The organism is Escherichia sp. UTM R2 (assembly GCF_048593455.1).
Classification (GTDB): domain Bacteria; phylum Pseudomonadota; class Gammaproteobacteria; order Enterobacterales; family Enterobacteriaceae; genus Escherichia; species Escherichia coli.
The window spans coordinates 543,456-565,258 of sequence record NZ_JBFWDY010000002.1 but is presented as its reverse complement, the minus strand read 5'-3'; the positions used below and the strand labels follow the sequence as shown (position 1 = coordinate 565,258).

The following is a 21,803-nucleotide window of genomic DNA, read 5'->3' as shown; positions in this document are numbered from 1 at the left end:
GAGATAACTAAACCTTAATAAATACATCAGTACAATATCGCAACAATAATATATTTAAAAAAATTATATTATTCAACTTTATGGTGAGGATTACACAATGAGCAGTCCAAATATTCTCTTAACCCGTGTTGATAACCGTCTGGTTCATGGCCAGGTTGGCGTGACCTGGACATCCACCATCGGTGCAAATCTGCTGGTAGTCGTGGATGATGTTGTCGCTAACGATGATATTCAACAGAAATTAATGGGTATTACCGCGGAAACCTACGGCTTTGGCATTCGTTTCTTTACTATCGAAAAAACCATTAACGTCATCGGCAAAGCTGCACCACATCAGAAGATCTTCCTGATTTGCCGTACGCCACAAACGGTACGTAAATTGGTAGAAGGTGGCATTGACCTGAAAGATGTCAACGTCGGCAATATGCATTTCTCGGAAGGGAAAAAGCAAATCAGCAGTAAAGTTTATGTCGATGACCAGGATCTCGCGGACTTACGTTTTATTAAACAACGTGGCGTGAATGTTTTCATTCAGGACGTCCCTGGCGATCAAAAAGAACAAATCCCTGACTAAATCTAAAATCGCCTTAATATTGGTTTGAGGTAATAAAAATGCATGAAATAACCCTACTTCAGGGATTATCCCTGGCGGCGTTAGTTTTCGTTCTGGGGATTGATTTTTGGCTGGAAGCCTTATTTTTATTCCGCCCGATAATCGTTTGTACCCTAACTGGCGCTATTCTCGGTGATATTCAGACTGGCTTAATTACCGGTGGTCTGACAGAGTTGGCTTTCGCCGGATTAACCCCTGCAGGTGGTGTTCAGCCGCCCAACCCGATTATGGCGGGTCTGATGACCACCGTCATTGCATGGTCTACGGGCGTTGATGCCAAAACAGCAATTGGTCTTGGCCTGCCGTTTAGTTTGTTAATGCAGTACGTCATTCTGTTCTTCTATTCCGCTTTCTCATTATTTATGACCAAAGCCGATAAATGCGCGAAAGAGGCGGATACGGCAGCGTTTTCCCGACTTAACTGGACAACGATGCTCATCGTCGCTTCAGCGTATGCGGTGATTGCTTTCCTCTGTACTTACCTGGCACAAGGGGCGATGCAGGCGCTGGTGAAAGCGATGCCCGCCTGGTTGACCCACGGCTTTGAAGTGGCTGGCGGTATTCTGCCTGCCGTTGGTTTTGGCTTGCTGCTGCGCGTAATGTTCAAAGCGCAATATATCCCTTACCTGATCGCCGGTTTCCTGTTTGTTTGCTACATCCAGGTCAGCAACCTGTTGCCGGTTGCCGTACTGGGTGCAGGCTTTGCGGTGTATGAGTTTTTCAATGCGAAATCCCGGCAGCAAGCGCAACCGCAGCCCGTTGCCAGTAAAAATGAAGAAGAGGACTACAGCAATGGGATCTGAAATCAGTAAAAAAGATATCACCCGTCTGGGCTTTCGTTCGTCGCTGCTGCAAGCGAGCTTTAACTACGAAAGGATGCAGGCGGGCGGTTTTACCTGGGCGATGTTGCCGATCCTGAAAAAGATTTATAAGGACGACAAACCGGGCTTAAGCGCGGCGATGAAAGATAACCTCGAATTTATTAATACCCACCCGAATCTGGTCGGATTCCTGATGGGGTTATTAATTTCGATGGAAGAAAAAGGAGAAAACCGCGACACCATTAAAGGCCTCAAAGTGGCACTGTTTGGCCCAATCGCCGGGATTGGCGATGCGATTTTCTGGTTTACTTTGTTGCCGATTATGGCGGGAATTTGCTCATCATTTGCCAGCCAGGGAAACCTGCTGGGGCCGATTCTATTTTTCGCCGTTTACCTGCTTATCTTTTTCCTGCGCGTCGGCTGGACCCACGTCGGTTATTCAGTCGGCGTGAAGGCGATCGATAAAGTGCGAGAGAACTCGCAGATGATTGCCCGTTCGGCAACCATCCTCGGGATCACGGTAATCGGCGGGCTGATCGCTTCGTATGTGCATATTAACGTGGTGACATCGTTTGCCATCGACAGTACCCACAGCGTCGCGCTGCAGCAGGATTTCTTCGATAAAGTCTTCCCGAACATTTTACCGATGGCCTACACCCTGCTGATGTATTACTTCCTGCGGGTGAAAAAAGCGCATCCGGTGCTGTTAATCGGCGTGACTTTTGTGCTCTCTATTGTTTGTTCCGCATTCGGCATTTTGTAAATGGAACGAGGCACTGCGTCTGGCGGTGCCTCTTTACTTAAGGAATTTCATCCTGTGCAAACCCTTCAGCAAGTTGAAAACTATACGGCGTTAAGTGAACGTGCCAGCGAATATTTATTGGCCGTGATCCGTAGCAAACCGGATGCCGTGATTTGCCTGGCGACCGGAGCCACGCCATTACTGACGTATCATTATCTGGTAGAAAAAATCCACCAGCAGCAGGTTGATGTCAGCCAGCTCACCTTCGTGAAGCTCGACGAATGGGTGGATCTGCCATTAACGATGCCTGGTACCTGCGAAACTTTCCTGCAACAGCATATCGTGCAGCCGCTGGGGCTACGTGAAGACCAGCTCATCAGCTTTCGCTCCGAAGAGATAAATGAGACAGAGTGCGAACGGGTAACGAACCTGATTGCGCGCAAAGGCGGTCTGGATTTATGCGTTCTCGGATTGGGGAAAAACGGTCATCTTGGGCTGAACGAACCGGGAGAAAGCCTGCAACCGGCCTGCCATATCAGTCAACTTGATGCCAGAACACAGCAACATGAGATGTTAAAAACCGCGGGTCGCCCCGTGACTCGTGGGATCACCTTAGGCCTGAAGGATATTCTCAATGCCCGCGAAGTTTTGTTACTGGTGACTGGCGAAGGAAAGCAGGATGCGACAGATCGTTTTCTCACGGCTAAAGTCTCTACCGCTATCCCGGCTTCATTTTTATGGCTGCACAGTAACTTTATTTGTTTAATTAACACCTAACCAGATGAAAAATTTGCTCAAAATGTTTAAATTAACTTATGTAACAGTCACGCATTATATTAAATAACATTTGACTGGGTTGAACATAACGCCGATAGCAAAAGGAGTTATGTTCAACAATTTAATTTTAGATATACATATAACTTGTTCTATTAATAAATCACCTCGTATTCTGACTCGCCCCCTGGCGCAGCAAAGTCAGGCATTTATACTCTTTTGAATACATAGAAAATTGATATCAATATAATGAAAATATCAAATATTTGCATATAAATATAATCTTAAAGTTCAGTCTATTTAATGTTCAATGAAATATTTCTGCCTGTATAATCTTTAAAGATGTTGAACATATATTCACATTAAATATGATTATGTACTTGTTACAAGGATAAGGTTATATATGAATAAAGGTACAAAAATAGCCATTGCGGGCTTACTTGCGCTTTTCGCAGGTAATGCCGCTGCAACAGATGGTGAAATAGTTTTTGATGGCGAGATTTTAAAATCCGCTTGTGAAATCAATGACTCTGATAAGAAAATTGAAGTTGCTCTTGGTCACTATAATGCCGAACAGTTTCGTTCTGTTGGCGATCGTAGCCCAAAAATTCCATTCACTATTCCTTTAGTTAACTGCCCAATGACTGGGTGGGAGCACGATAACGGCAACGTTGAAGCGTCTTTCCGTCTATGGCTAGAAACGCGGGATAATGGTACCGTTCCTAACTTCCCTAATCTGGCAAAAGTAGGCTCTTTTGCTGGCATAGCGGCAACAGGTGTGGGTATCCGTATTGACGATGCGGAAAGCGGAAACATTATGCCACTGAATGCTATGGGCAATGATAACACGGTTTATCAGATCCCGGCGGACTCCAATGGTATTGTCAATGTTGACCTCATCGCTTACTACGTATCAACCGTTGAAGCATCAGAAATCACCCCAGGGGAAGCAGACGCTGTCGTTAACGTAACGCTGGATTACCGTTAATACGTTACGGCGTTATCTGACCTGTCAGATAACGCCCTTTTCCTTCCTCTTTCTCGTTGTATCAGGTTGAAAAATAACTATGTCAAAACGAACATTCGCGGTGATATTAACCTTGTTGTGTAGCTTCTGTATTGGCCAGGCGCTTGCAGGAGGAATCGTTTTACAGCGAACGCGAGTGATCTATGATGCCAGCCGCAAAGAGGCTGCGTTACCTGTCGCAAACAAAGGCGCAGAAACGCCTTATTTACTGCAATCATGGGTAGATAATATAGATGGTAAAAGCCGTGCCCCATTTATTATAACCCCACCGCTATTTCGTCTTGAGGCTGGCGATGACTCATCACTGCGAATTATTAAAACAGCTGATAACCTGCCTGAAAATAAAGAGTCGCTGTTCTACATTAATGTTCGTGCCATTCCAGCAAAGAAAAAATCAGATGATGTTAATGCTAACGAGTTGACGCTGGTATTTAAAACACGGATCAAAATGTTTTATCGCCCCGCACACCTGAAGGGACGGGTAAACGATGCGTGGAAATCACTGGAATTTAAACGTAGTGATCATTCACTCAATATATATAACCCAACTGAATATTACGTCGTATTTGCCGGATTGGCAGTCGATAAAATCGATCTCACAAGCAAAATTGAATATATCGCGCCCGGAGAACATAAACAGTTACCACTTCCTGCATCTGGCGGAAAGAACGTGAAATGGGCTGCGATCAATGATTATGGCGGCAGTTCCGGGACAGAAACTCGTCCACTGCAATAACAAATATAAAAAACACAGGTCATCAGGGAATGCCACAACGACACCACCAGGGACATAAACGCACACCGAAACAGTTGGCGCTCATTATCAAACGCTGTTTGCCGATGGTGCTCACTGGCAGCGGCATGCTTTGCACTACCGCTAACGCCGAAGAGTATTATTTCGACCCCATTATGCTGGAAACCACAAAAAGTGGTATGCAAACAACCGATCTGTCACGATTTTCAAAGAAATACGCACAACTACCAGGAACTTATCAGGTTGATATCTGGCTGAATAAAAAGAAGGTTTCACAGAAAAAAATTACATTTACCGCCAATGCAGAGCAACTTCTGCAGCCACAGTTTACGGTAGAACAACTACGTGAGCTGGGTATTAAGGTGGATGAAATCCCGGCGCTGGCTGAAAAAGATGACGATAGCGTGATCAACTCGCTTGAACAAATCATTCCCGGTACAGCTGCTGAATTTGATTTCAATCATCAGCGACTTAATTTGAGCATTCCCCAAATTGCACTGTACCGTGATGCAAGAGGTTACGTCTCCCCTTCTCGTTGGGACGATGGTATACCAACGCTGTTTACCAACTACTCGTTTACAGGTTCTGATAACCGTTACCGCCAGGGCAATCGTAGCCAACGACAGTACCTGAATATGCAAAATGGTGCTAATTTTGGCCCCTGGCGATTACGCAACTATTCCACATGGACACGCAACGATCAGACATCAAGCTGGAATACCATCAGTAGTTATTTACAACGTGATATCAAGGCGTTGAAGTCTCAGTTGCTTCTGGGAGAAAGCGCCACCAGCGGCAGTATTTTTTCCAGCTACACCTTTACTGGCGTGCAACTCGCTTCCGACGATAATATGTTGCCAAACAGCCAGCGCGGATTTGCCCCAACGGTACGCGGTATCGCAAACAGTAGTGCAATCGTGACTATCAGGCAAAATGGTTATGTGATCTATCAAAGCAACGTGTCAGCGGGTGCCTTTGAAATTAACGATCTCTACCCCTCTTCCAACAGCGGCGATTTAGAAGTCACGATTGAAGAAAGTGACGGTACACAACGTCGCTTTATCCAGCCTTATTCTTCATTACCCATGATGCAGCGACCTGGGCATCTAAAGTATAGCGCGACCGCTGGACGCTATCGCGCTGATGCAAACAGTGATAGCAAGGAACCCGAATTTGCTGAAGCCACGGCAATATATGGTTTGAATAATACTTTTACGCTGTATGGCGGCCTGCTCGGTTCTGAAGATTATTATGCGCTGGGGATCGGTATCGGCGGCACACTTGGCGCACTGGGCGCGTTGTCGATGGATATCAACAGAGCTGACACCCAATTCGATAACCAGCACTCTTTTCATGGCTATCAATGGCGTACGCAGTACATCAAAGATATCCCGGAAACCAACACCAATATCGCTGTCAGCTACTATCGCTATACCAACGATGGCTATTTTAGTTTTAATGAAGCCAATACCCGCAATTGGGACTATAACAGTCGCCAAAAAAGTGAAATTCAATTCAACATCAGCCAGACAATATTTGATGGGGTAAGTCTGTATGCCTCCGGTTCGCAGCAAGACTATTGGGGCAATAACGATAAAAACAGGAATATCTCTGTTGGGGTTTCCGGCCAGCAATGGGGAGTTGGTTACAGCCTGAATTATCAATACAGCCGCTACACTGATCAAAATAATGACCGCGCACTCTCTTTGAATCTCAGTATTCCGTTAGAACGCTGGTTACCGCGTAGCCGGGTTTCCTATCAGATGACCAGCCAGAAAGATCGCCCAACCCAACATGAAATGCGTCTTGATGGCTCACTGCTGGATGATGGTCGCCTGAGCTATAGCCTGGAACAAAGTCTGGATGACGATAACAACCATAACAGTAGCCTGAACGCCAGTTACCGTTCACCTTATGGCACCTTCAGTGCCGGATACAGCTACGGTAATGACAGCAGCCAATACAATTACGGCGTTACCGGCGGCGTGGTTATCCATCCTCATGGCGTGACGCTCTCGCAATATCTGGGCAACGCTTTTGCGCTTATCGATGCTAACGGAGCATCTGGCGTGAGGATACAAAACTATCCGGGGATTGCTACCGATCCTTTTGGCTATGCAGTGGTTCCTTATCTCACAACTTATCAGGAAAACCGTCTCTCGGTAGATACTACGCAGCTGCCCGATAACGTCGATCTTGAACAAACAACACAGTTTGTGGTGCCCAACAGAGGTGCAATGGTAGCGGCGCGTTTCAACGCCAATATCGGTTATCGCGTACTTGTTACAGTCAGCGATCGCAACGGTAAACCGTTGCCCTTTGGCGCTCTTGCCAGCAACGATGATACGGGGCAACAAAGTATCGTCGATGAGGGCGGCATACTATATCTCTCTGGGATATCGAGTAAATCACAAAGCTGGACTGTACGCTGGGGAAATCAGGCAGATCAACAATGTCAGTTTGCTTTCAGTACACCGGATTCAGAACCTACAACCTCTGTATTACAAGGCACAGCGCAGTGCCATTAAGGATAAAAAAATGAAAAGAGCGCCTCTTATAACAGGTCTTTTGTTGATATCCACATCCTGCGCTTATGCCTCCTCAGGAGGGTGTGGAGCCGACAGCACTAGCGGTGCGACAAATTACAGCAGTGTGGTTGATGATGTTACGGTGAACCAGACAGATAACGTGACAGGACGGGAGTTTACCTCTGCAACGCTAAGTAGCACTAACTGGCAATACGCCTGTTCCTGCTCTGCGGGTAAGGCAGTTAAACTTGTCTATATGGTCAGCCCCGTACTTACCACCACTGGACATCAGACAGGATATTACAAACTCAATGACAGCCTGGATATTAAAACCACATTACAGGCAAACGACATTCCAGGACTCACAACCGACCAGGTTGTCTCTGTTAACACCCGATTCACACAGATAAAAAACAACACGGTATATTCTGCTGCAACCCAAACGGGTGTTTGCCAGGGTGATACGTCTCGTTATGGACCCGTTAATATTGGTGCGAACACCACCTTTACCCTGTATGTCACCAAGCCATTTCTCGGCTCGATGACCATTCCGAAAACGGATATTGCCGTCATTAAAGGCGCGTGGGTCGATGGAATGGGAAGCCCGTCTACAGGTGACTTCCATGATTTAGTCAAGTTATCGATTCAGGGAAATCTCACCGCCCCACAGTCGTGCAAAATTAATCAGGGCGATGTTATTAAGGTTAATTTTGGATTCATCAATGGTCAGAAGTTTACCACCCGCAATGCCATGCCAGACGGTTTTACTCCAGTAGACTTTGATATCACTTATGACTGTGGTGATACTTCAAAGATTAAAAACTCGTTGCAAATGCGCATCGACGGTACAACTGGGGTAGTAGACCAGTACAACCTGGTCGCCAGGCGAAGAAGTTCAGACAATGTGCCCGATGTCGGTATTCGTATTGAAAATCTCGGCGGCGGAGTTGCAAATATTCCTTTTCAGAACGGTATCCTTCCCGTTGATCCTTCCGGGCATGGCACCGTCAATATGCGCGCCTGGCCAGTTAATCTGGTCGGTGGTGAGCTGGAAACAGGAAAATTTCAGGGCACAGCCACCATTACCGTCATCGTGCGGTAAAAGAAGACGTTGCGTTTTGATTAACGCAACGCTTCGGCACTGTTACCCCTGCTGCTCCAGCGCATACTTATACAGCGCATTTTTCTTCACGCCGTGAATTTCTGCGGCCAGCGCCGCCGCTTTTTTCAGCGGCAGTTCTGCCTGTAGCAGCGCCAGCGTGCGCAGGGCATCGGCGGGTAAGTCTTCTTCCTGTGCTTTATGACCTTCGACAATCAGCACCATTTCGCCTTTGCGACGGTTTTCATCTTCCTTTACCCACGCCAGCAGCTCGCCAACGGGCGCGCCGTGAATGGTTTCCCAGGTTTTGGTCAGCTCACGCGCCAGAACCACGTAGCGGGATTCGCCTAATACCGCAACGATATCTTCCAGGCTATCTAACAGACGGTGGGTAGATTCATAAAAAATCAGCGTGCGCGGCTCCGCTTCAATGGCTTTTAGCGCATCACGGCGGCCTTTTGATTTGGCAGGTAAAAAGCCTTCGTAACAGAAACGGTCAGAGGGTAAACCCGCTGCGCTTAACGCAGTGATAGCAGCACACGGCCCGGGTAGCGGCACCACGCGGATCCCCGCTTCACGGCAGGTACGCACCAGATGGTAGCCAGGATCGTTAATTAGCGGCGTTCCGGCATCGGAAACCAGCGCAATGTTTTGCCCCTCTTGCAGCTTCGCCAGCAGCGTTTCAGCTTTTTGTTGTTCGTTATGGTCGTGCAGCGCAAACAACCGGGCATTAATCCCAAAATGTTGCAGCAATAAACCGGTGTGACGAGTATCCTCGGCGGCAATCAGATCAACGGCCTGTAATACCTCTAACGCACGCTGGGTGATATCCGCCAGATTGCCGATTGGCGTCGGTACAATGTAAAGCTGGCCCTGAGAATTATCCGCCGATTGGTGTTGTTTCATTGTGTCGTCCGTATTGCCGATTTAATATTGAGCATTGCGTAAAAAAAATATCACTGGATACATTATGGTACCCTCAACATTTTCTCGTTTGAAAGCCGCGCGTTGTCTGCCTGTTGTTCTGGCAGCCCTGATTTTCGCCGGTTGTGGCACCCATACTCCCGATCAGTCCACTGCTTATATGCAGGGTACGGCGCAGGCTGATTCTGCCTTTTATCTTCAGCAGATGCAGCAAAGCTCTGATGATACCAGGATCAACTGGCAATTACTCGCCATTCGTGCACTGGTGAAAGAAGGTAAAACCGGGCAGGCGGTGGAGTTGTTTAACCAACTACCGCAAGAACTGAACGATGCTCAGCGCCGCGAGAAAACACTGCTGGCGGTAGAGATTAAACTGGCGCAGAAAGATTTTGCTGGCGCGCAAAACTTGCTGGCGAAAATCACACCTGCCGATTTAGAACAAAACCAGCAAGCCCGTTACTGGCAGGCAAAAATCGATGCCAGCCAGGGGCGTCCTTCCATTGATTTACTGCGCGCGTTAATTGCTCAGGAACCGCTGCTCGGCGCGAAAGAAAAGCAGCAGAATATTGACGCCACCTGGCAGGCGCTCTCCTCCATGACTCAGGAACAGGCGAATACGCTGGTGATCAACGCCGACGAAAATATTCTGCAAGGCTGGCTGGATCTGCAGCGCGTCTGGTTTGATAACCGTAACGATCCCGACATGATGAAAGCCGGGATCGCCGACTGGCAGAAACGTTATCCGAACAACCCGGGCGCGAAAATGCTGCCAACGCAGTTGGTTAACGTAAAAGCGTTTAAACCAGCCTCGACCAACAAAATCGCCCTGCTGTTGCCACTGAATGGCCAGGCAGCGGTATTTGGTCGCACTATTCAGCAAGGCTTTGAAGCGGCGAAAAATATCGGCACTCAGCCAGTGGCAGCTCAGGTAGCTGCCGCACCTGCCGCAGACGTAGCTGAACAACCTCAGCCGCAAACCGTGGATGGCGTTGCCAGCCCGGCACAAGCCTCGGTTAGCGATCTGACCGGTGAACAGCCTGCAGCCCAGCCGGTGCCTGTAAGCGCCCCGGCGACAAGCACCGCAGCGGTAAGCGCACCCGCAAATCCATCCGCAGAGCTGAAAATCTACGATACCTCATCACAACCACTTAGCCAGATCTTAAGCCAGGCTCAGCAGGATGGCGCGAGTATTGTGGTCGGTCCGTTGCTGAAAAATAACGTTGAAGAGTTGCTGAAGAGCAACACTCCGCTGAACGTACTGGCACTGAACCAGCCGGAGAATATCGAAAATCGCGTCAATATTTGTTACTTCGCGCTTTCACCGGAAGACGAAGCGCGCGATGCAGCGCGTCATATTCGTGACCAGGGTAAACAAGCGCCGCTGGTGCTGATCCCACGCAGTTCATTGGGCGATCGCGTAGCCAATGCGTTTGCGCAAGAGTGGCAGAAACTGGGCGGCGGCACCGTTCTGCAACAAAAATTTGGTTCCACCAGCGAATTACGCGCGGGTGTTAACGGCGGTTCTGGTATTGCTTTAACGGGTAGCCCGATTACTCTCAGAGCGACAACCGACTCCGGCATGACGACCAACAATCCAACGCTGCAAACCACGCCAACCGATGACCAGTTCACCAATAATGGCGGTCGTGTCGATGCGGTGTACATTGTGGCAACGCCGGGTGAAATCGCTTTTATCAAACCGATGATCGCCATGCGTAACGGTAGCCAGAGCGGTGCAACGCTGTACGCCAGCTCCCGCAGTGCGCAAGGGACCGCTGGCCCGGATTTCCGACTGGAGATGGAAGGCTTGCAGTACAGCGAAATCCCGATGCTGGCAGGCGGTAATCTACCGTTAATGCAGCAGGCACTCAGCGCGGTGAATAACGATTATTCACTGGCTCGCATGTATGCGATGGGCGTCGATGCCTGGTCGCTGGCAAATCATTTCTCACAAATGCGCCAGGTTCAGGGTTTTGAAATCAACGGTAATACCGGAAGCCTGACGGCTAACCCGGATTGCGTGATTAACAGGAACTTATCATGGCTACAGTACCAACAAGGTCAGGTAGTCCCCGTCAGTTAACCACCAAACAGACCGGCGATGCGTGGGAAGCACAAGCGCGTCGCTGGCTGGAAGGCAAAGGACTGCGGTTTATCGCCGCTAACGTGAACGAGCGTGGCGGCGAGATCGATCTGATAATGCGTGAAGGCCGGACCACCATTTTTGTCGAGGTACGCTATCGCCGCTCTGCGCTTTATGGCGGCGCGGCAGCCAGTGTGACCCGCAGCAAACAACACAAATTATTACAGACTGCCCGCTTGTGGCTCGCGCGTCATAATGGGAGTTTTGATACTGTGGATTGCCGGTTCGATGTGGTAGCCTTCACCGGGAATGAGGTTGAGTGGATTAAGGATGCCTTTAATGACCACTCATAATTAAGGTTTAAGGATTAGCGTGCAAGAAAGAATTAAAGCTTGCTTCACTGAAAGCATTCAAACTCAAATTGCGGCGGCAGAGGCGCTTCCGGATGCCATCTCCCGTGCAGCCATGACGCTGGTTCAGTCTCTGCTCAATGGCAACAAAATCCTCTGTTGTGGTAATGGAACTTCCGCTGCCAATGCACAGCATTTTGCTGCCAGCATGATCAACCGTTTCGAAACGGAGCGGCCCAGCTTACCTGCCATTGCACTAAATACTGATAATGTTGTCTTAACGGCGATTGCCAACGATCGCTTACATGATGAAGTGTATGCAAAACAGGTGCGGGCGCTGGGTCATGCGGGAGATGTATTGTTAGCCATTTCCACCCGTGGCAACAGCCGCGATATTGTTAAAGCAGTTGAAGCCGCCGTTACGCGTGATATGACCATTGTGGCATTGACCGGCTATGACGGCGGCGAACTTGCAGGTTTGTTAGGGCCACAGGATGTGGAGATCCGCATTCCTTCGCATCGTAGTGCTCGCATTCAGGAAATGCATATGCTGACGGTAAATTGCCTGTGCGATCTGATCGATAACACGCTTTTCCCTCACCAGGATGATTAAGGAGAATACATGAAGGCATTATCGCCAATCGCAGTCCTTATTTCCGCGCTGCTGTTGCAAGGTTGTGTTGCCGCTGCCGTAGTGGGTACCGCTGCTGTGGGTACCAAAGCCGCAACTGACCCACGCAGTGTCGGCACCCAGGTGGACGATGGTACCCTGGAAGTGCGCGTGAACAGCGCATTGTCGAAAGACGAACAGATTAAGAAAGAAGCGCGCATTAATGTAACGGCCTATCAGGGCAAAGTGCTGCTGGTTGGGCAGTCACCAAATGCTGAACTTTCGGCTCGCGCCAAACAGATTGCTATGGGCGTAGACGGTGCCAACGAAGTGTATAACGAGATTCGTCAGGGCCAGCCGATTGGTCTGGGCGAAGCATCTAACGATACGTGGATCACCACCAAAGTGCGTTCGCAGCTCTTAACCAGCGACCTGGTGAAATCGTCCAACGTGAAAGTGACCACCGAAAACGGTGAAGTGTTCCTGATGGGGCTGGTGACTGAACGTGAAGCGAAAGCGGCGGCAGATATTGCCAGCCGGGTGAGCGGCGTAAAGCGGGTAACCACAGCGTTTACGTTTATTAAATAGCAGCCCCTTGTAATGCCTGATGCGACGCTTGCCGCGTCTTATCAGGCCTACAACGATGAAAACCGTAGGTCGGATAAGGCGTTTACGCCGCATCCGACATGTTTTCCCTCAAATCAGAACAACAGCGCCAGCCCGCCGACAATCACACCAGACACTGCCACCATCGCCCCTGTCAGCCATAAGGCTTTCGCCGGGAACGCTTTGCGCAGCATAATCAGTGACGGCAAACTCACTGCCGGGAGCGTCATCAACAATGCCAGCGCCGGAGCGGTTCCCATACCTGCCAGCATCATCGTTTGTACAATCGGAATTTCTGCTGCCGTGGGAATGACAAACAAGCATCCTGCTACCGCCATCGCCACCACCCACATCAGGCTGTTATCGACAGCACCATCGGCATGGGGGAATAACCAGACGCGTGCGGCACCCAACACCAGTACTGCAAGGATGTAAACCGGGATCGTACTCCAGAAAAGCGTCCATAGCGCCCTGCCCCAGCGGCTAAAAAAACCGCTCTGTGCTTCCGGTATGTCAATTTCGACCGGTGCCTGCGTTTGCGGTGTTTCACGCACCCATTTTTGCACCAGCGTCGCAATCAGCAACACCATCACCAGCCCGGCCACCAGACGAATCGCCGCAAAACCCCAGCCGAGGACAAACCCCATAAACACCAGCGTCGCCGGGTTTAACACCGGATTGCCCATCCAGAATGCCAGCGCACCGCCCATCGATACCTGTTGGCGACGCATTCCCGCCGCAACCGGAGCCGCACAGCAGGTACACATCATGCCCGGCAGCGAAAACAGCGTTCCCAGCAGCGTGCCGCGAAAGCGCGATTGCCCAAGCGTACGCAACAACCAGTCACGCGGGATCAGCACCTGAATCAACGAACCGAGGATCACCCCCAGCACCGCCGCTTTCCATACCGCGAGGAAATAGATCATCGCGTAATCCAACGCCGCTTGCCACGGATTAGCATCCGCCTGCGCAAGGATAGATTTACCGATACTGTGGGTTTCGGCTGCAGTAAACGCTTTGCCGTAGTAAGGTTGCCATTTCACATACCAGAGACCGGCAATGACAACGAGAAAGAAAAGCGCGGGTTTCCACCACTGAATGGGCGTTGCCGCCTGAGATGAAGACTGACCAGTCATAGCATTCCCCAGGAATAAGTTATGATAATTGAGCGCGTGAATATTACGCTCACTATCAATTCTTGGGAATAATTATTCAGCTCTTTTGCGTAATTCTGAAGAGCTTAAAATCGTCACGCCTTCATGCTCAGGCCGCATCGCCTCTGCCAGCATGACCCGCGCCACGTCTCTCGCATCAATGGATTTCCAGTTACCTGGTAACAAACGGAACAGCGGCGCAAAAAGCGTTTCGTTCATCCGCTGTTTGCTACGATCGCCCAGTAACATCGACGGGCGAGCAATGGTCAATTTCTGCCAGTTCTGGGCAATTAATGCTTCTTCCATCTCCCCTTTGACGCGGTTATAGAAAAACGGCGAGTGGGCATTGGCCCCCATAGCACTGACCACCAGCATATGCTGCGCGCCCAGCCGCCGCCCGGTTAATGCGGTATCCACTACCAGCGTGTAATCGGCATGAATAAACGCCTCTTTGCTCCCCGCTTCTCGCCGCGTGGTGCCGAGACAACAAAACACAATGTCGATGGGATCGGTGACCTGCGCCAGCGCGTCGGTCAGTTGCGGATCATGGGGATTGAACACTCCTGGCATATCGCCCAACGGACGTCGCGTCGGCGCGGCTATGGCGTTAACTTTCGGTTCGTTAATCAACATCCGCAGCAGGTGACCGCCCACCAGCCCCGTTGAGCCTGTAATCAGTACCTGACTCATCTTCGCTCCTTTACAGAATTGTCTGCCTTGCGCTCCCCGGTTCATGCACCAGGCTTAATAGACCATGAGGTAATTATCCCCGATTGTGGAAAATTCGCCTCATCCAATGCAACAACGCGGAGGAAGCATGAGTAAGAAAATTGCCGTTTTAATCACTGATGAATTTGAAGATTCAGAATTTACTTCACCTGCAGACGAGTTCCGTAAAGCCGGACACGAAGTGATTACTATTGAAAAACAAGCGGGTAAAACGGTGAAAGGCAAAAAAGGAGAAGCCAGCGTGACCATCGATAAATCCATCGATGAAGTGACGCCTGCGGAGTTTGATGCCCTGCTGCTACCGGGCGGCCATTCACCGGATTATCTGCGTGGGGACAACCGTTTTGTCACCTTTACCCGTGATTTTGTGAATAGTGGCAAACCGGTGTTTGCCATCTGTCACGGCCCGCAGTTGCTGATCAGCGCCGATGTGATTCGGGGGCGCAAACTGACCGCAGTTAAACCGATCATTATTGATGTTAAAAATGCGGGCGCGGAATTTTACGATCAGGAAGTCGTGGTTGATAAAGATCAGCTGGTTACCAGCCGGACACCGGACGATCTGCCAGCGTTTAACCGCGAGGCGTTACGCCTGCTCGGTGCCTGAGTCGCGTAGCCAAATCATTTTTTTACCAAAGCCCAGCGTGTTGTCGGTGAATTTGATTTCATCGAGCCGGATTTCCCACACCGGGGCCGACAGCATTCTGGCAACCGGAAAGCGACGATTGTACGCCTTGCGCGCGAGGTCGCTTTCCTCACCTTCCAGCCTGCGGATCTCACCTTTAAACTGCACACCGCGAATTAACGCTACCGTTTTCGGCTGACCGTTTACCGTTCCGGCAACTGCCGCCTGCGGCCCGCTCATCTGCGCGTGGCGCGTTTTTTCTTCCGTCAAAATGTAGAAGGCGACTTTCTGCGCATCAAAAAGATAAAAGGCATTAGCGCACCAGAGTTCCCCTTCCTGCTGCACACACCAGGTGACAACATGTTGTTTTGCTAGCCAACGGCTGATGGCGATGAGTGTTTCCATTGCTGTTCTCTTTTATACTGTGGGCCTGACCTTAACATGCGATGCAGACGATGACACCCTGGTTTCTTTACTTGATCCGTACCGCCGACAATAAGCTTTATACCGGGATCACCACGGATGTCGAACGCCGCTATCAGCAGCACCAAAGCGGCAAAGGGGCGAAAGCACTGCGCGGGAAAGGAGAACTGACGCTGGCGTTTTCTGCTCCAGTGGGCGATCGTTCGCTGGCGTTACGGGCGGAATATCGCGTTAAGCAACTGACCAAACGGCAAAAAGAGCGTCTGGTAGCGGAAGGCGCAGGGTTTGCAGAGCTGTTAAGCAGTCTGCAAACCCCGGAGATTAAAAGCGATTGAAATGCTCGTGATACTCAACCAGGCCGGTAACGCCATTCAGCGCGTCATCCGCTAAACGATGTACCTGGAAGGCGCTTTCAGTGCCCGGCCAGCGGCAACGCAGATCGTGATGCGCCGCCAGTTCAAAGCCGAAACGACTGTACAGCGCCGGATCGCCCAGCGTCACCACTGCGGCATAGCCGAACTCATTAAGCGAATCGAGTCCTTCATAGACCAGTTGGCGTGCCAGCCCCTGTCCACGGTATTTTTCATCAACCGCCAACGGTGCCATGCCGACCCATTGCAGGTCTTCGCCCTGCACATCAACCGGACTAAATGCCACATAGCCAATGACCTGACCTTCGTCATCTGTCGCCACCAGCCCCAGCGTCAGAAAGCCATCTTCACGCAGATCGTGAACCAGCTTCGCTTCCGCATCACTTTCGAATGAGCGACGCAGCAGGGCATCAATACCCGGCGCATCAATGGGAATTTCTACTCGAATTAGCATGGTTCACCTACCGATGTCTGTTTGGTTTCAGGCGCGGTTTTCATTCCCGCCTCAACAAAATCCGCCAGTTGCAGCAGCATCATGCGTAAGGCTTTCGGCATTTGCTCCAGTTCAATGGCGTCCATCAGGTTTTTCACATACAGCCCCAGCTCCGTATCGCCTTCAATCACCAGCCGACGCTGGAAGAAGAGCGTATCCGGATCTTGTTTACGCGCCGCAATCATCAGCAGATCGCTGGCGTCGGCACTAAAACTCACATCAGCTTGCGCGTTCTGGCTGACCACCAGTTTGCCATTCACCACCGAGGTAAACCATTGCAGGTCAATATCACGCACATGAATACTTAACCAGCGGCCTTCAAGAAACTCCAGCTCGCCATCATCCAGCGCCTGACGGAATTGCCAGCTTAAGACCTGCTCAAGAACCTGGCGTTTTAGCGCAAATGGCGTCAGTTTTACCGGTACACTCAACAGAGATGGCCCCAAATGCACAATACGGGAACGCAGTTTATCCAACACGAGTTTTACTCCCTGTTTCAACAATCATCCTATTTTGCCATATCAGAAAAATAACATAGCGGTATAAATCAACAATTCCATATGAAATTGCTGCTACCACCAATACAACTTTAACTGCCTTAAATCAAAAATTGTCGCAGCAAGGTTAACTAAAATCCCAGTTCGTTAACATTTTTGCGTTTTGATAGCGCAACCTTCAGGAAAAATTATGGAGCTGCTCTGCCCTGCCGGAAATCTCCCGGCGCTTAAGGCGGCCATCGAAAACGGCGCAGATGCTGTTTATATCGGGCTAAAAGATGATACCAATGCCCGTCACTTCGCCGGCCTTAACTTTACCGAGAAAAAATTGCAGGAAGCGGTGAGTTTTGTCCATCAACATCGCCGCAAACTTCACATCGCGATTAACACTTTTGCGCATCCGGACGGTTACGCCCGTTGGCAGCGCGCCGTGGATATGGCGGCGCAGCTGGGTGCCGACGCGCTGATCCTCGCCGACCTCGCCATGCTGGAATACGCCGCCGAGCGTTATCCGCATATTGAGCGCCACGTATCGGTGCAGGCTTCGGCGACCAATGAAGAGGCGATTAACTTTTATCATCGCCATTTTGACGTTGCTCGCGTGGTGCTGCCGCGCGTGTTGTCGATTCATCAGGTGAAACAACTGGCACGGGTCACACCTGTACCACTGGAAGTCTTTGCTTTCGGCAGCCTGTGCATTATGTCGGAAGGTCGTTGCTATCTGTCGTCGTATCTGACGGGTGAGTCGCCCAACACCGTAGGCGCGTGTTCTCCGGCCCGTTTCGTGCGCTGGCAACAAACGCCGCAGGGGCTGGAATCCCGCCTGAACGAAGTGCTGATCGACCGTTATCAGGACGGCGAAAACGCAGGTTATCCGACGCTATGTAAAGGGCGTTATCTGGTGGACGGCGAGCGCTATCACGCGCTGGAAGAACCAACCAGTCTCAATACCCTGGAACTGCTGCCGGAGTTAATGGCGGCGAATATTGCTTCGGTGAAAATTGAAGGCCGCCAGCGTAGCCCGGCGTATGTCAGCCAGGTGGCGAAAGTCTGGCGTCAGGCTATCGACCGTTGTAAGGCCGATCCGCAAAACTTTGTACCGCAAAGCGCGTGGATGGAGACGCTCGGGTCGATGTCCGAAGGCACGCAAACCACTCTTGGCGCATATCACCGTAAATGGCAGTGAGAAAAGCAATGAAATATTCCTTAGGGCCAGTGCTGTGGTACTGGCCAAAAGAGACGCTGGAAGAATTTTATCAGCAGGCCGCCACCAGCAGCGCCGACGTGATTTATCTTGGTGAAGCGGTATGCAGCAAGCGTCGGGCAACCAAAGTTGGCGACTGGCTGGAGATGGCAAAATCGCTCGCCGGGAGTGGTAAGCAGATTGTGCTCTCCACGCTGGCGCTGGTGCAGGCATCATCTGAACTGGGCGAACTGAAACGCTATGTTGAGAACGGTGAGTTTCTGATTGAAGCCAGCGATCTCGGCGTGGTGAATATGTGCGCTGAACGCAAACTGCCGTTCGTCGCCGGGCACGCGCTGAACTGCTACAACGCGGTGACACTGAAAATATTGCTCAAACAGGGCATGATGCGCTGGTGTATGCCAGTGGAGCTTTCCCGCGACTGGCTGGTGAATCTGCTTAATCAGTGCGATGAGCTGGGCATTCGTAACCAGTTTGAAGTGGAAGTCCTGAGCTACGGTCATCTGCCGCTGGCCTACTCCGCCCGCTGCTTTACCGCGCGTTCGGAAGACCGCCCGAAAGATGAGTGTGAAACCTGCTGCATTAAGTATCCGAACGGGCGCAACGTGCTGTCGCAGGAAAACCAACAAGTGTTTGTACTCAATGGCATTCAGACCATGAGCGGCTACGTTTACAACCTCGGTAACGAGCTGGCATCCATGCAGGGCCTGGTTGATGTGGTCCGCCTGTCACCGCAGGGTACTGACACTTTCGCGATGCTCGACGCCTTCCGCGCTAATGAAAATGGCGCTGCACCACTGCCGTTGACGGCGAACAGCGACTGTAACGGCTACTGGCGGCGGCTGGCAGGACTGGAGCTGCAAGCCTAAGTAAATAGCTCACTTTGTTAACAACTTTAACTACTCTTTAATGCAGTATTAAAGATTAATCGGTAACAAAGTGAGCTGTTATGACTGATAAAACCATTGCGTTTTCGCTACTCGATCTGGCCCCCATTCCCGAAGGTTCTTCAGCGCGAGAAGCATTCTCCCACTCTCTCGATCTCGCCCGTCTGGCTGAAAAGCGCGGCTATCATCGCTACTGGCTGGCAGAACACCACAATATGACTGGCATTGCCAGTGCTGCCACGTCGGTATTGATCGGCTATCTGGCGGCGAATACCACCACGCTGCATCTGGGGTCTGGCGGCGTGATGTTGCCTAACCACTCACCGTTGGTCATTGCCGAACAGTTCGGCACGCTTAATACACTCTATCCGGGGCGAATCGATTTGGGGCTGGGTCGTGCTCCGGGTAGTGACCAACGGACAATGATGGCGCTACGTCGTCATATGAGCGGCGATATTGATAATTTCCCCCGCGATGTGGCGGAGCTGGTGGACTGGTTTGACGCCCGCGATCCCAATCCGCATGTGCGCCCGGTACCAGGCTATGGCGAGAAAATCCCCGTGTGGTTGTTAGGCTCCAGCCTTTACAGCGCGCAACTGGCGGCGCAGCTTGGTCTGCCGTTTGCGTTTGCCTCACACTTCGCGCCGGATATGCTGTTCCAGGCGCTGCATCTTTATCGCAGCAACTTCAAACCGTCAGCACGGCTGGAAAAACCATACGCGATGGTGTGCATCAATATTATCGCCGCCGACAGCAACCGCGACGCTGAATTTCTGTTTACCTCAATGCAGCAAGCCTTTGTGAAGCTGCGCCGTGGCGAAACCGGGCAACTGCCGCCGCCGATTCAAAATATGGATCAGTTCTGGTCACCGTCTGAGCAGTATGGCGTGCAGCAGGCGCTGAGTATGTCGTTGGTAGGTGATAAAGCGAAAGTGCGTCATGGCTTGCAGTCGATCCTGCGCGAAACCGACGCCGATGAGATTATGGTCAACGGGCAGATTTTCGACCACCAGGCGCGGCTGCATTCGTTTGAGCTGGCGATGGATGTTAAGGAAGAGTTGTTGGGATAGTGTGTCTTAACGCGGGAAGCCTTATCCGAGCTGGCAACGCTGTCCTACATAGACCTGATAAGCGAAGCGCATCAGGCATTGTGTAGGCAGCAGAAATGTCGGATAAGGCACCGCTGATTACTGATACACCGGCAGTAAATTAAAGCTCGATAAAATATGCACCAGTGCGTTGCCGACGCCAAACACCAGAATCAGCGCAATCATCGGCTTGCCACCCCAGACGCGGAATTTCGGGCTGCCAAAGCGTTTACGCGATGCACGGGCTAACAGCGCCGGAACAATTGCCGCCCAGATGGTAGCCGCTAAACCAGCATAACCAATGGCGTACAGGAATCCGTTCGGGAACAACAGCCCCCCCACAACTGGCGGGGCAAAGGTCAGCAATGCCGTTTTCAAGCGGCCCACAGCCGAGTCGTCGAAACCAAACAGATCTGCCAGATAGTCAAACAAACCCAGCGTTACGCCGAGGAACGAACTCGCTACCGCAAAGTTTGAGAACACGACCAGCAGCAGATCCAGACTACGGCTGTTCAGTACGCCGCTTAACGCCTGTACCAGCACATCAATATTACCGCCCTTCTCTGCAATACCGATAAACTCCGGACGCGGGATGTTACCCATCGTCGCCAGCAACCAGATGGTATACAGCGCCAGCGCCATCAGCGTACCGTACACCAGACATTTCACGATGGTTTTCGGATCTTTGCCGTAATACTTCATCAGGCTTGGCACGTTACCGTGATAACCAAACGATGCCAGACAGAACGGCAGGGTCATCAACAGATACGGTGCATAAGACGCATTGCTTTCGGCGACGTTGAACAATGTCGCAGGCTGCACATGCCCCAGCAGGCTACCAAAGGTGAGGAAGAAGGTAATGACTTTCGCCCCCAGCACAATCGCTGTCATGCGACTGACGGCTTTAGTGCTCAACCACACCACAAACGCTACCAGCAATGCAAAACCAAAACCCGCCGCCCGTGCCGGGACGTTTAGTGACATCTCTGCGAAGGTGTGATGCAGAATCGAACCACTGGCAGAAATATAGGCATAGGTCAGGATATAGAGCACAAAGGCAATGGAAATGCCGTTGACCACGTTCCAGCCTTTGCCCAGCAAATCTTTGGTGATGGTGTCAAAACTCGAACCGATTCTGTAATTCAGGTTAGCTTCCAGAATCATCAAGCCGGAATGCAGCATACAGAACCAGGTAAAGATCAGCGCCGCCATTGACCAGAAAAACCACGCCCCGGACATGACCACTGGCAGAGAAAACATCCCTGCGCCAATAATGGTGCCGCCGATAATCACCACGCCGCCAAGCAGCGACGGTGACGTTTGGGTGGTGGTTAGTGTTGCCATGAGGGCTTCTCTCCAGTGAAAAATAGTGCGACTGCGTTGTTATGCATTGCACTGTAC

At 50.9% G+C, this 21,803-nt stretch carries 24 protein-coding genes; 17 read left to right on the top strand and 7 right to left on the bottom strand.

Annotated features, from left to right (window positions below):
• The first annotated feature begins 97 nt into the window (after positions 1-97).
• The 8 genes from agaB to AB4H76_RS03525 all read left to right on the top strand — a co-directional run bounded on the left by agaB (position 98) and on the right by AB4H76_RS03525 (position 8,361).
• Complete coding sequence (agaB, locus tag AB4H76_RS03560) at positions 98-574, top strand: PTS galactosamine transporter subunit IIB (protein ID WP_077492469.1); 477 nt, start codon at positions 98-100, stop codon at positions 572-574.
• A gap of 38 nt (positions 575-612) precedes the next feature.
• On the top strand, positions 613-1,416 hold the full coding sequence (agaC, locus tag AB4H76_RS03555; protein WP_000544489.1) for a PTS galactosamine transporter subunit IIC: 804 nt from the start codon (positions 613-615) through the stop codon (positions 1,414-1,416).
• Complete coding sequence (gene agaD, locus AB4H76_RS03550; protein ID WP_000534351.1) at positions 1,406-2,197, top strand: PTS galactosamine transporter subunit IID; 792 nt, start codon at positions 1,406-1,408, stop codon at positions 2,195-2,197. Before agaC ends, agaD begins: the two co-directional genes overlap by 11 nt.
• A complete protein-coding gene (locus tag AB4H76_RS03545) occupies positions 2,198-2,953 on the top strand; it encodes a galactosamine-6-phosphate isomerase (RefSeq protein WP_001300536.1) in 756 nt (251 codons plus the stop codon).
• A gap of 400 nt (positions 2,954-3,353) precedes the next feature.
• Positions 3,354-3,938 (top strand): fimbrial protein, encoded by a 585-nt coding sequence (locus AB4H76_RS03540; RefSeq protein ID WP_001032614.1) that lies wholly within the window; start codon positions 3,354-3,356, stop codon positions 3,936-3,938.
• 79 nt (positions 3,939-4,017) lie between these two features.
• Positions 4,018-4,713 (top strand): molecular chaperone, encoded by a 696-nt coding sequence (locus AB4H76_RS03535; RefSeq protein ID WP_000044774.1) that lies wholly within the window; start codon positions 4,018-4,020, stop codon positions 4,711-4,713.
• 29 nt (positions 4,714-4,742) lie between these two features.
• Positions 4,743-7,259, top strand: coding sequence for a fimbria/pilus outer membrane usher protein (locus tag AB4H76_RS03530; protein WP_077492467.1), 2,517 nt, complete (start codon positions 4,743-4,745; stop codon positions 7,257-7,259).
• Positions 7,260-7,269: 10 nt separating this feature from the next.
• A complete protein-coding gene (locus AB4H76_RS03525) occupies positions 7,270-8,361 on the top strand; it encodes a fimbrial protein (protein ID WP_000816992.1) in 1,092 nt (363 codons plus the stop codon).
• Between the two features lie 42 nt (positions 8,362-8,403).
• Here the strand turns inward: AB4H76_RS03525 and rsmI are convergent, their stop codons facing one another.
• Positions 8,404-9,264 (bottom strand): 16S rRNA (cytidine(1402)-2'-O)-methyltransferase, encoded by an 861-nt coding sequence (gene rsmI, locus AB4H76_RS03520; protein ID WP_000809262.1) that lies wholly within the window; start codon positions 9,262-9,264, stop codon positions 8,404-8,406.
• 64 nt (positions 9,265-9,328) lie between these two features.
• Here rsmI and lpoA point away from each other — a divergent pair, with 64 nt between their 5' ends.
• Genes lpoA through dolP form a run of 4 tightly spaced genes read left to right on the top strand, consistent with a single transcriptional unit; the run spans position 9,329 to position 12,913 of the window.
• Positions 9,329-11,365 carry a penicillin-binding protein activator LpoA gene (gene lpoA / locus AB4H76_RS03515; protein WP_077492465.1) on the top strand — a complete coding sequence of 679 codons (2,037 nt, stop codon included), beginning with the start codon at positions 9,329-9,331 and terminating at the stop codon, positions 11,363-11,365.
• Positions 11,323-11,718 (top strand): YraN family protein, encoded by a 396-nt coding sequence (locus tag AB4H76_RS03510; protein ID WP_000246830.1) that lies wholly within the window; start codon positions 11,323-11,325, stop codon positions 11,716-11,718. Before lpoA ends, AB4H76_RS03510 begins: the two co-directional genes overlap by 43 nt.
• A 19-nt stretch (positions 11,719-11,737) precedes the next feature.
• Positions 11,738-12,328: a DnaA initiator-associating protein DiaA gene (gene diaA / locus AB4H76_RS03505; protein WP_001158034.1), complete on the top strand. Its 591-nt coding sequence runs from the start codon at positions 11,738-11,740 to the stop codon at positions 12,326-12,328.
• Between the two features lie 9 nt (positions 12,329-12,337).
• Complete coding sequence (dolP, locus tag AB4H76_RS03500) at positions 12,338-12,913, top strand: division/outer membrane stress-associated lipid-binding lipoprotein (RefSeq protein ID WP_000646033.1); 576 nt, start codon at positions 12,338-12,340, stop codon at positions 12,911-12,913.
• Positions 12,914-13,026: 113 nt separating this feature from the next.
• Here dolP and AB4H76_RS03495 read toward each other — a convergent pair whose 3' ends face one another.
• Positions 13,027-14,067 (bottom strand): permease, encoded by a 1,041-nt coding sequence (locus tag AB4H76_RS03495; RefSeq protein WP_000147624.1) that lies wholly within the window; start codon positions 14,065-14,067, stop codon positions 13,027-13,029.
• Positions 14,068-14,139: 72 nt separating this feature from the next.
• The gene (locus AB4H76_RS03490; protein ID WP_001301320.1) at positions 14,140-14,775 is read right to left on the bottom strand and encodes an NAD(P)H-binding protein; all 636 of its coding nucleotides are present in this window, start codon (positions 14,773-14,775) and stop codon (positions 14,140-14,142) included.
• Positions 14,776-14,902: 127 nt separating this feature from the next.
• Here AB4H76_RS03490 and yhbO point away from each other — a divergent pair, with 127 nt between their 5' ends.
• Positions 14,903-15,421: a protein/nucleic acid deglycase gene (gene yhbO, locus AB4H76_RS03485; protein WP_000037608.1), complete on the top strand. Its 519-nt coding sequence runs from the start codon at positions 14,903-14,905 to the stop codon at positions 15,419-15,421.
• On the opposite strand, the gene AB4H76_RS03480 is transcribed toward yhbO, so the two are convergent.
• Positions 15,401-15,844, bottom strand: coding sequence for a YhbP family protein (locus AB4H76_RS03480; protein ID WP_000449030.1), 444 nt, complete (start codon positions 15,842-15,844; stop codon positions 15,401-15,403). The two genes, yhbO and AB4H76_RS03480, sit on opposite strands and share 21 nt — an antisense overlap.
• 50 nt (positions 15,845-15,894) lie before the next feature.
• Here AB4H76_RS03480 and yhbQ point away from each other — a divergent pair, with 50 nt between their 5' ends.
• Positions 15,895-16,197, top strand: a complete 303-nt coding sequence (yhbQ, locus tag AB4H76_RS03475) for a DNA damage response exodeoxyribonuclease YhbQ (protein ID WP_000189314.1) — start codon at positions 15,895-15,897, stop codon at positions 16,195-16,197.
• Here the strand turns inward: yhbQ and AB4H76_RS03470 are convergent.
• Both AB4H76_RS03470 and ubiT read right to left on the bottom strand, forming a co-directional pair.
• Positions 16,184-16,687, bottom strand: coding sequence for a GNAT family N-acetyltransferase (locus AB4H76_RS03470; protein WP_000908554.1), 504 nt, complete (start codon positions 16,685-16,687; stop codon positions 16,184-16,186). The genes yhbQ and AB4H76_RS03470 overlap by 14 nt on opposite strands.
• Positions 16,681-17,205: a ubiquinone anaerobic biosynthesis accessory factor UbiT gene (gene ubiT / locus AB4H76_RS03465; RefSeq protein WP_001295552.1), complete on the bottom strand. Its 525-nt coding sequence runs from the start codon at positions 17,203-17,205 to the stop codon at positions 16,681-16,683. The genes AB4H76_RS03470 and ubiT overlap by 7 nt, the downstream gene beginning before the upstream one ends.
• A gap of 208 nt (positions 17,206-17,413) precedes the next feature.
• Here ubiT and ubiU point away from each other — a divergent pair, with 208 nt between their 5' ends.
• The 3 genes from ubiU (at position 17,414) to AB4H76_RS03450 (ending at position 20,384) form a co-directional block, all read left to right on the top strand.
• Positions 17,414-18,409 (top strand): ubiquinone anaerobic biosynthesis protein UbiU, encoded by a 996-nt coding sequence (ubiU, locus tag AB4H76_RS03460; protein WP_000421305.1) that lies wholly within the window; start codon positions 17,414-17,416, stop codon positions 18,407-18,409.
• A gap of 8 nt (positions 18,410-18,417) precedes the next feature.
• Positions 18,418-19,296 carry a U32 family peptidase gene (locus AB4H76_RS03455; RefSeq protein WP_001301318.1) on the top strand — a complete coding sequence of 293 codons (879 nt, stop codon included), beginning with the start codon at positions 18,418-18,420 and terminating at the stop codon, positions 19,294-19,296.
• An 80-nt stretch (positions 19,297-19,376) separates the two neighbouring features.
• Positions 19,377-20,384 carry a luciferase-like monooxygenase gene (locus AB4H76_RS03450; protein WP_000130380.1) on the top strand — a complete coding sequence of 336 codons (1,008 nt, stop codon included), beginning with the start codon at positions 19,377-19,379 and terminating at the stop codon, positions 20,382-20,384.
• Between the two features lie 117 nt (positions 20,385-20,501).
• Here the strand turns inward: AB4H76_RS03450 and mtr are convergent, their stop codons facing one another.
• A complete protein-coding gene (mtr, locus tag AB4H76_RS03445) occupies positions 20,502-21,746 on the bottom strand; it encodes a tryptophan permease (RefSeq protein WP_000224351.1) in 1,245 nt (414 codons plus the stop codon).
• Positions 21,747-21,803 lie beyond the last annotated feature (57 nt).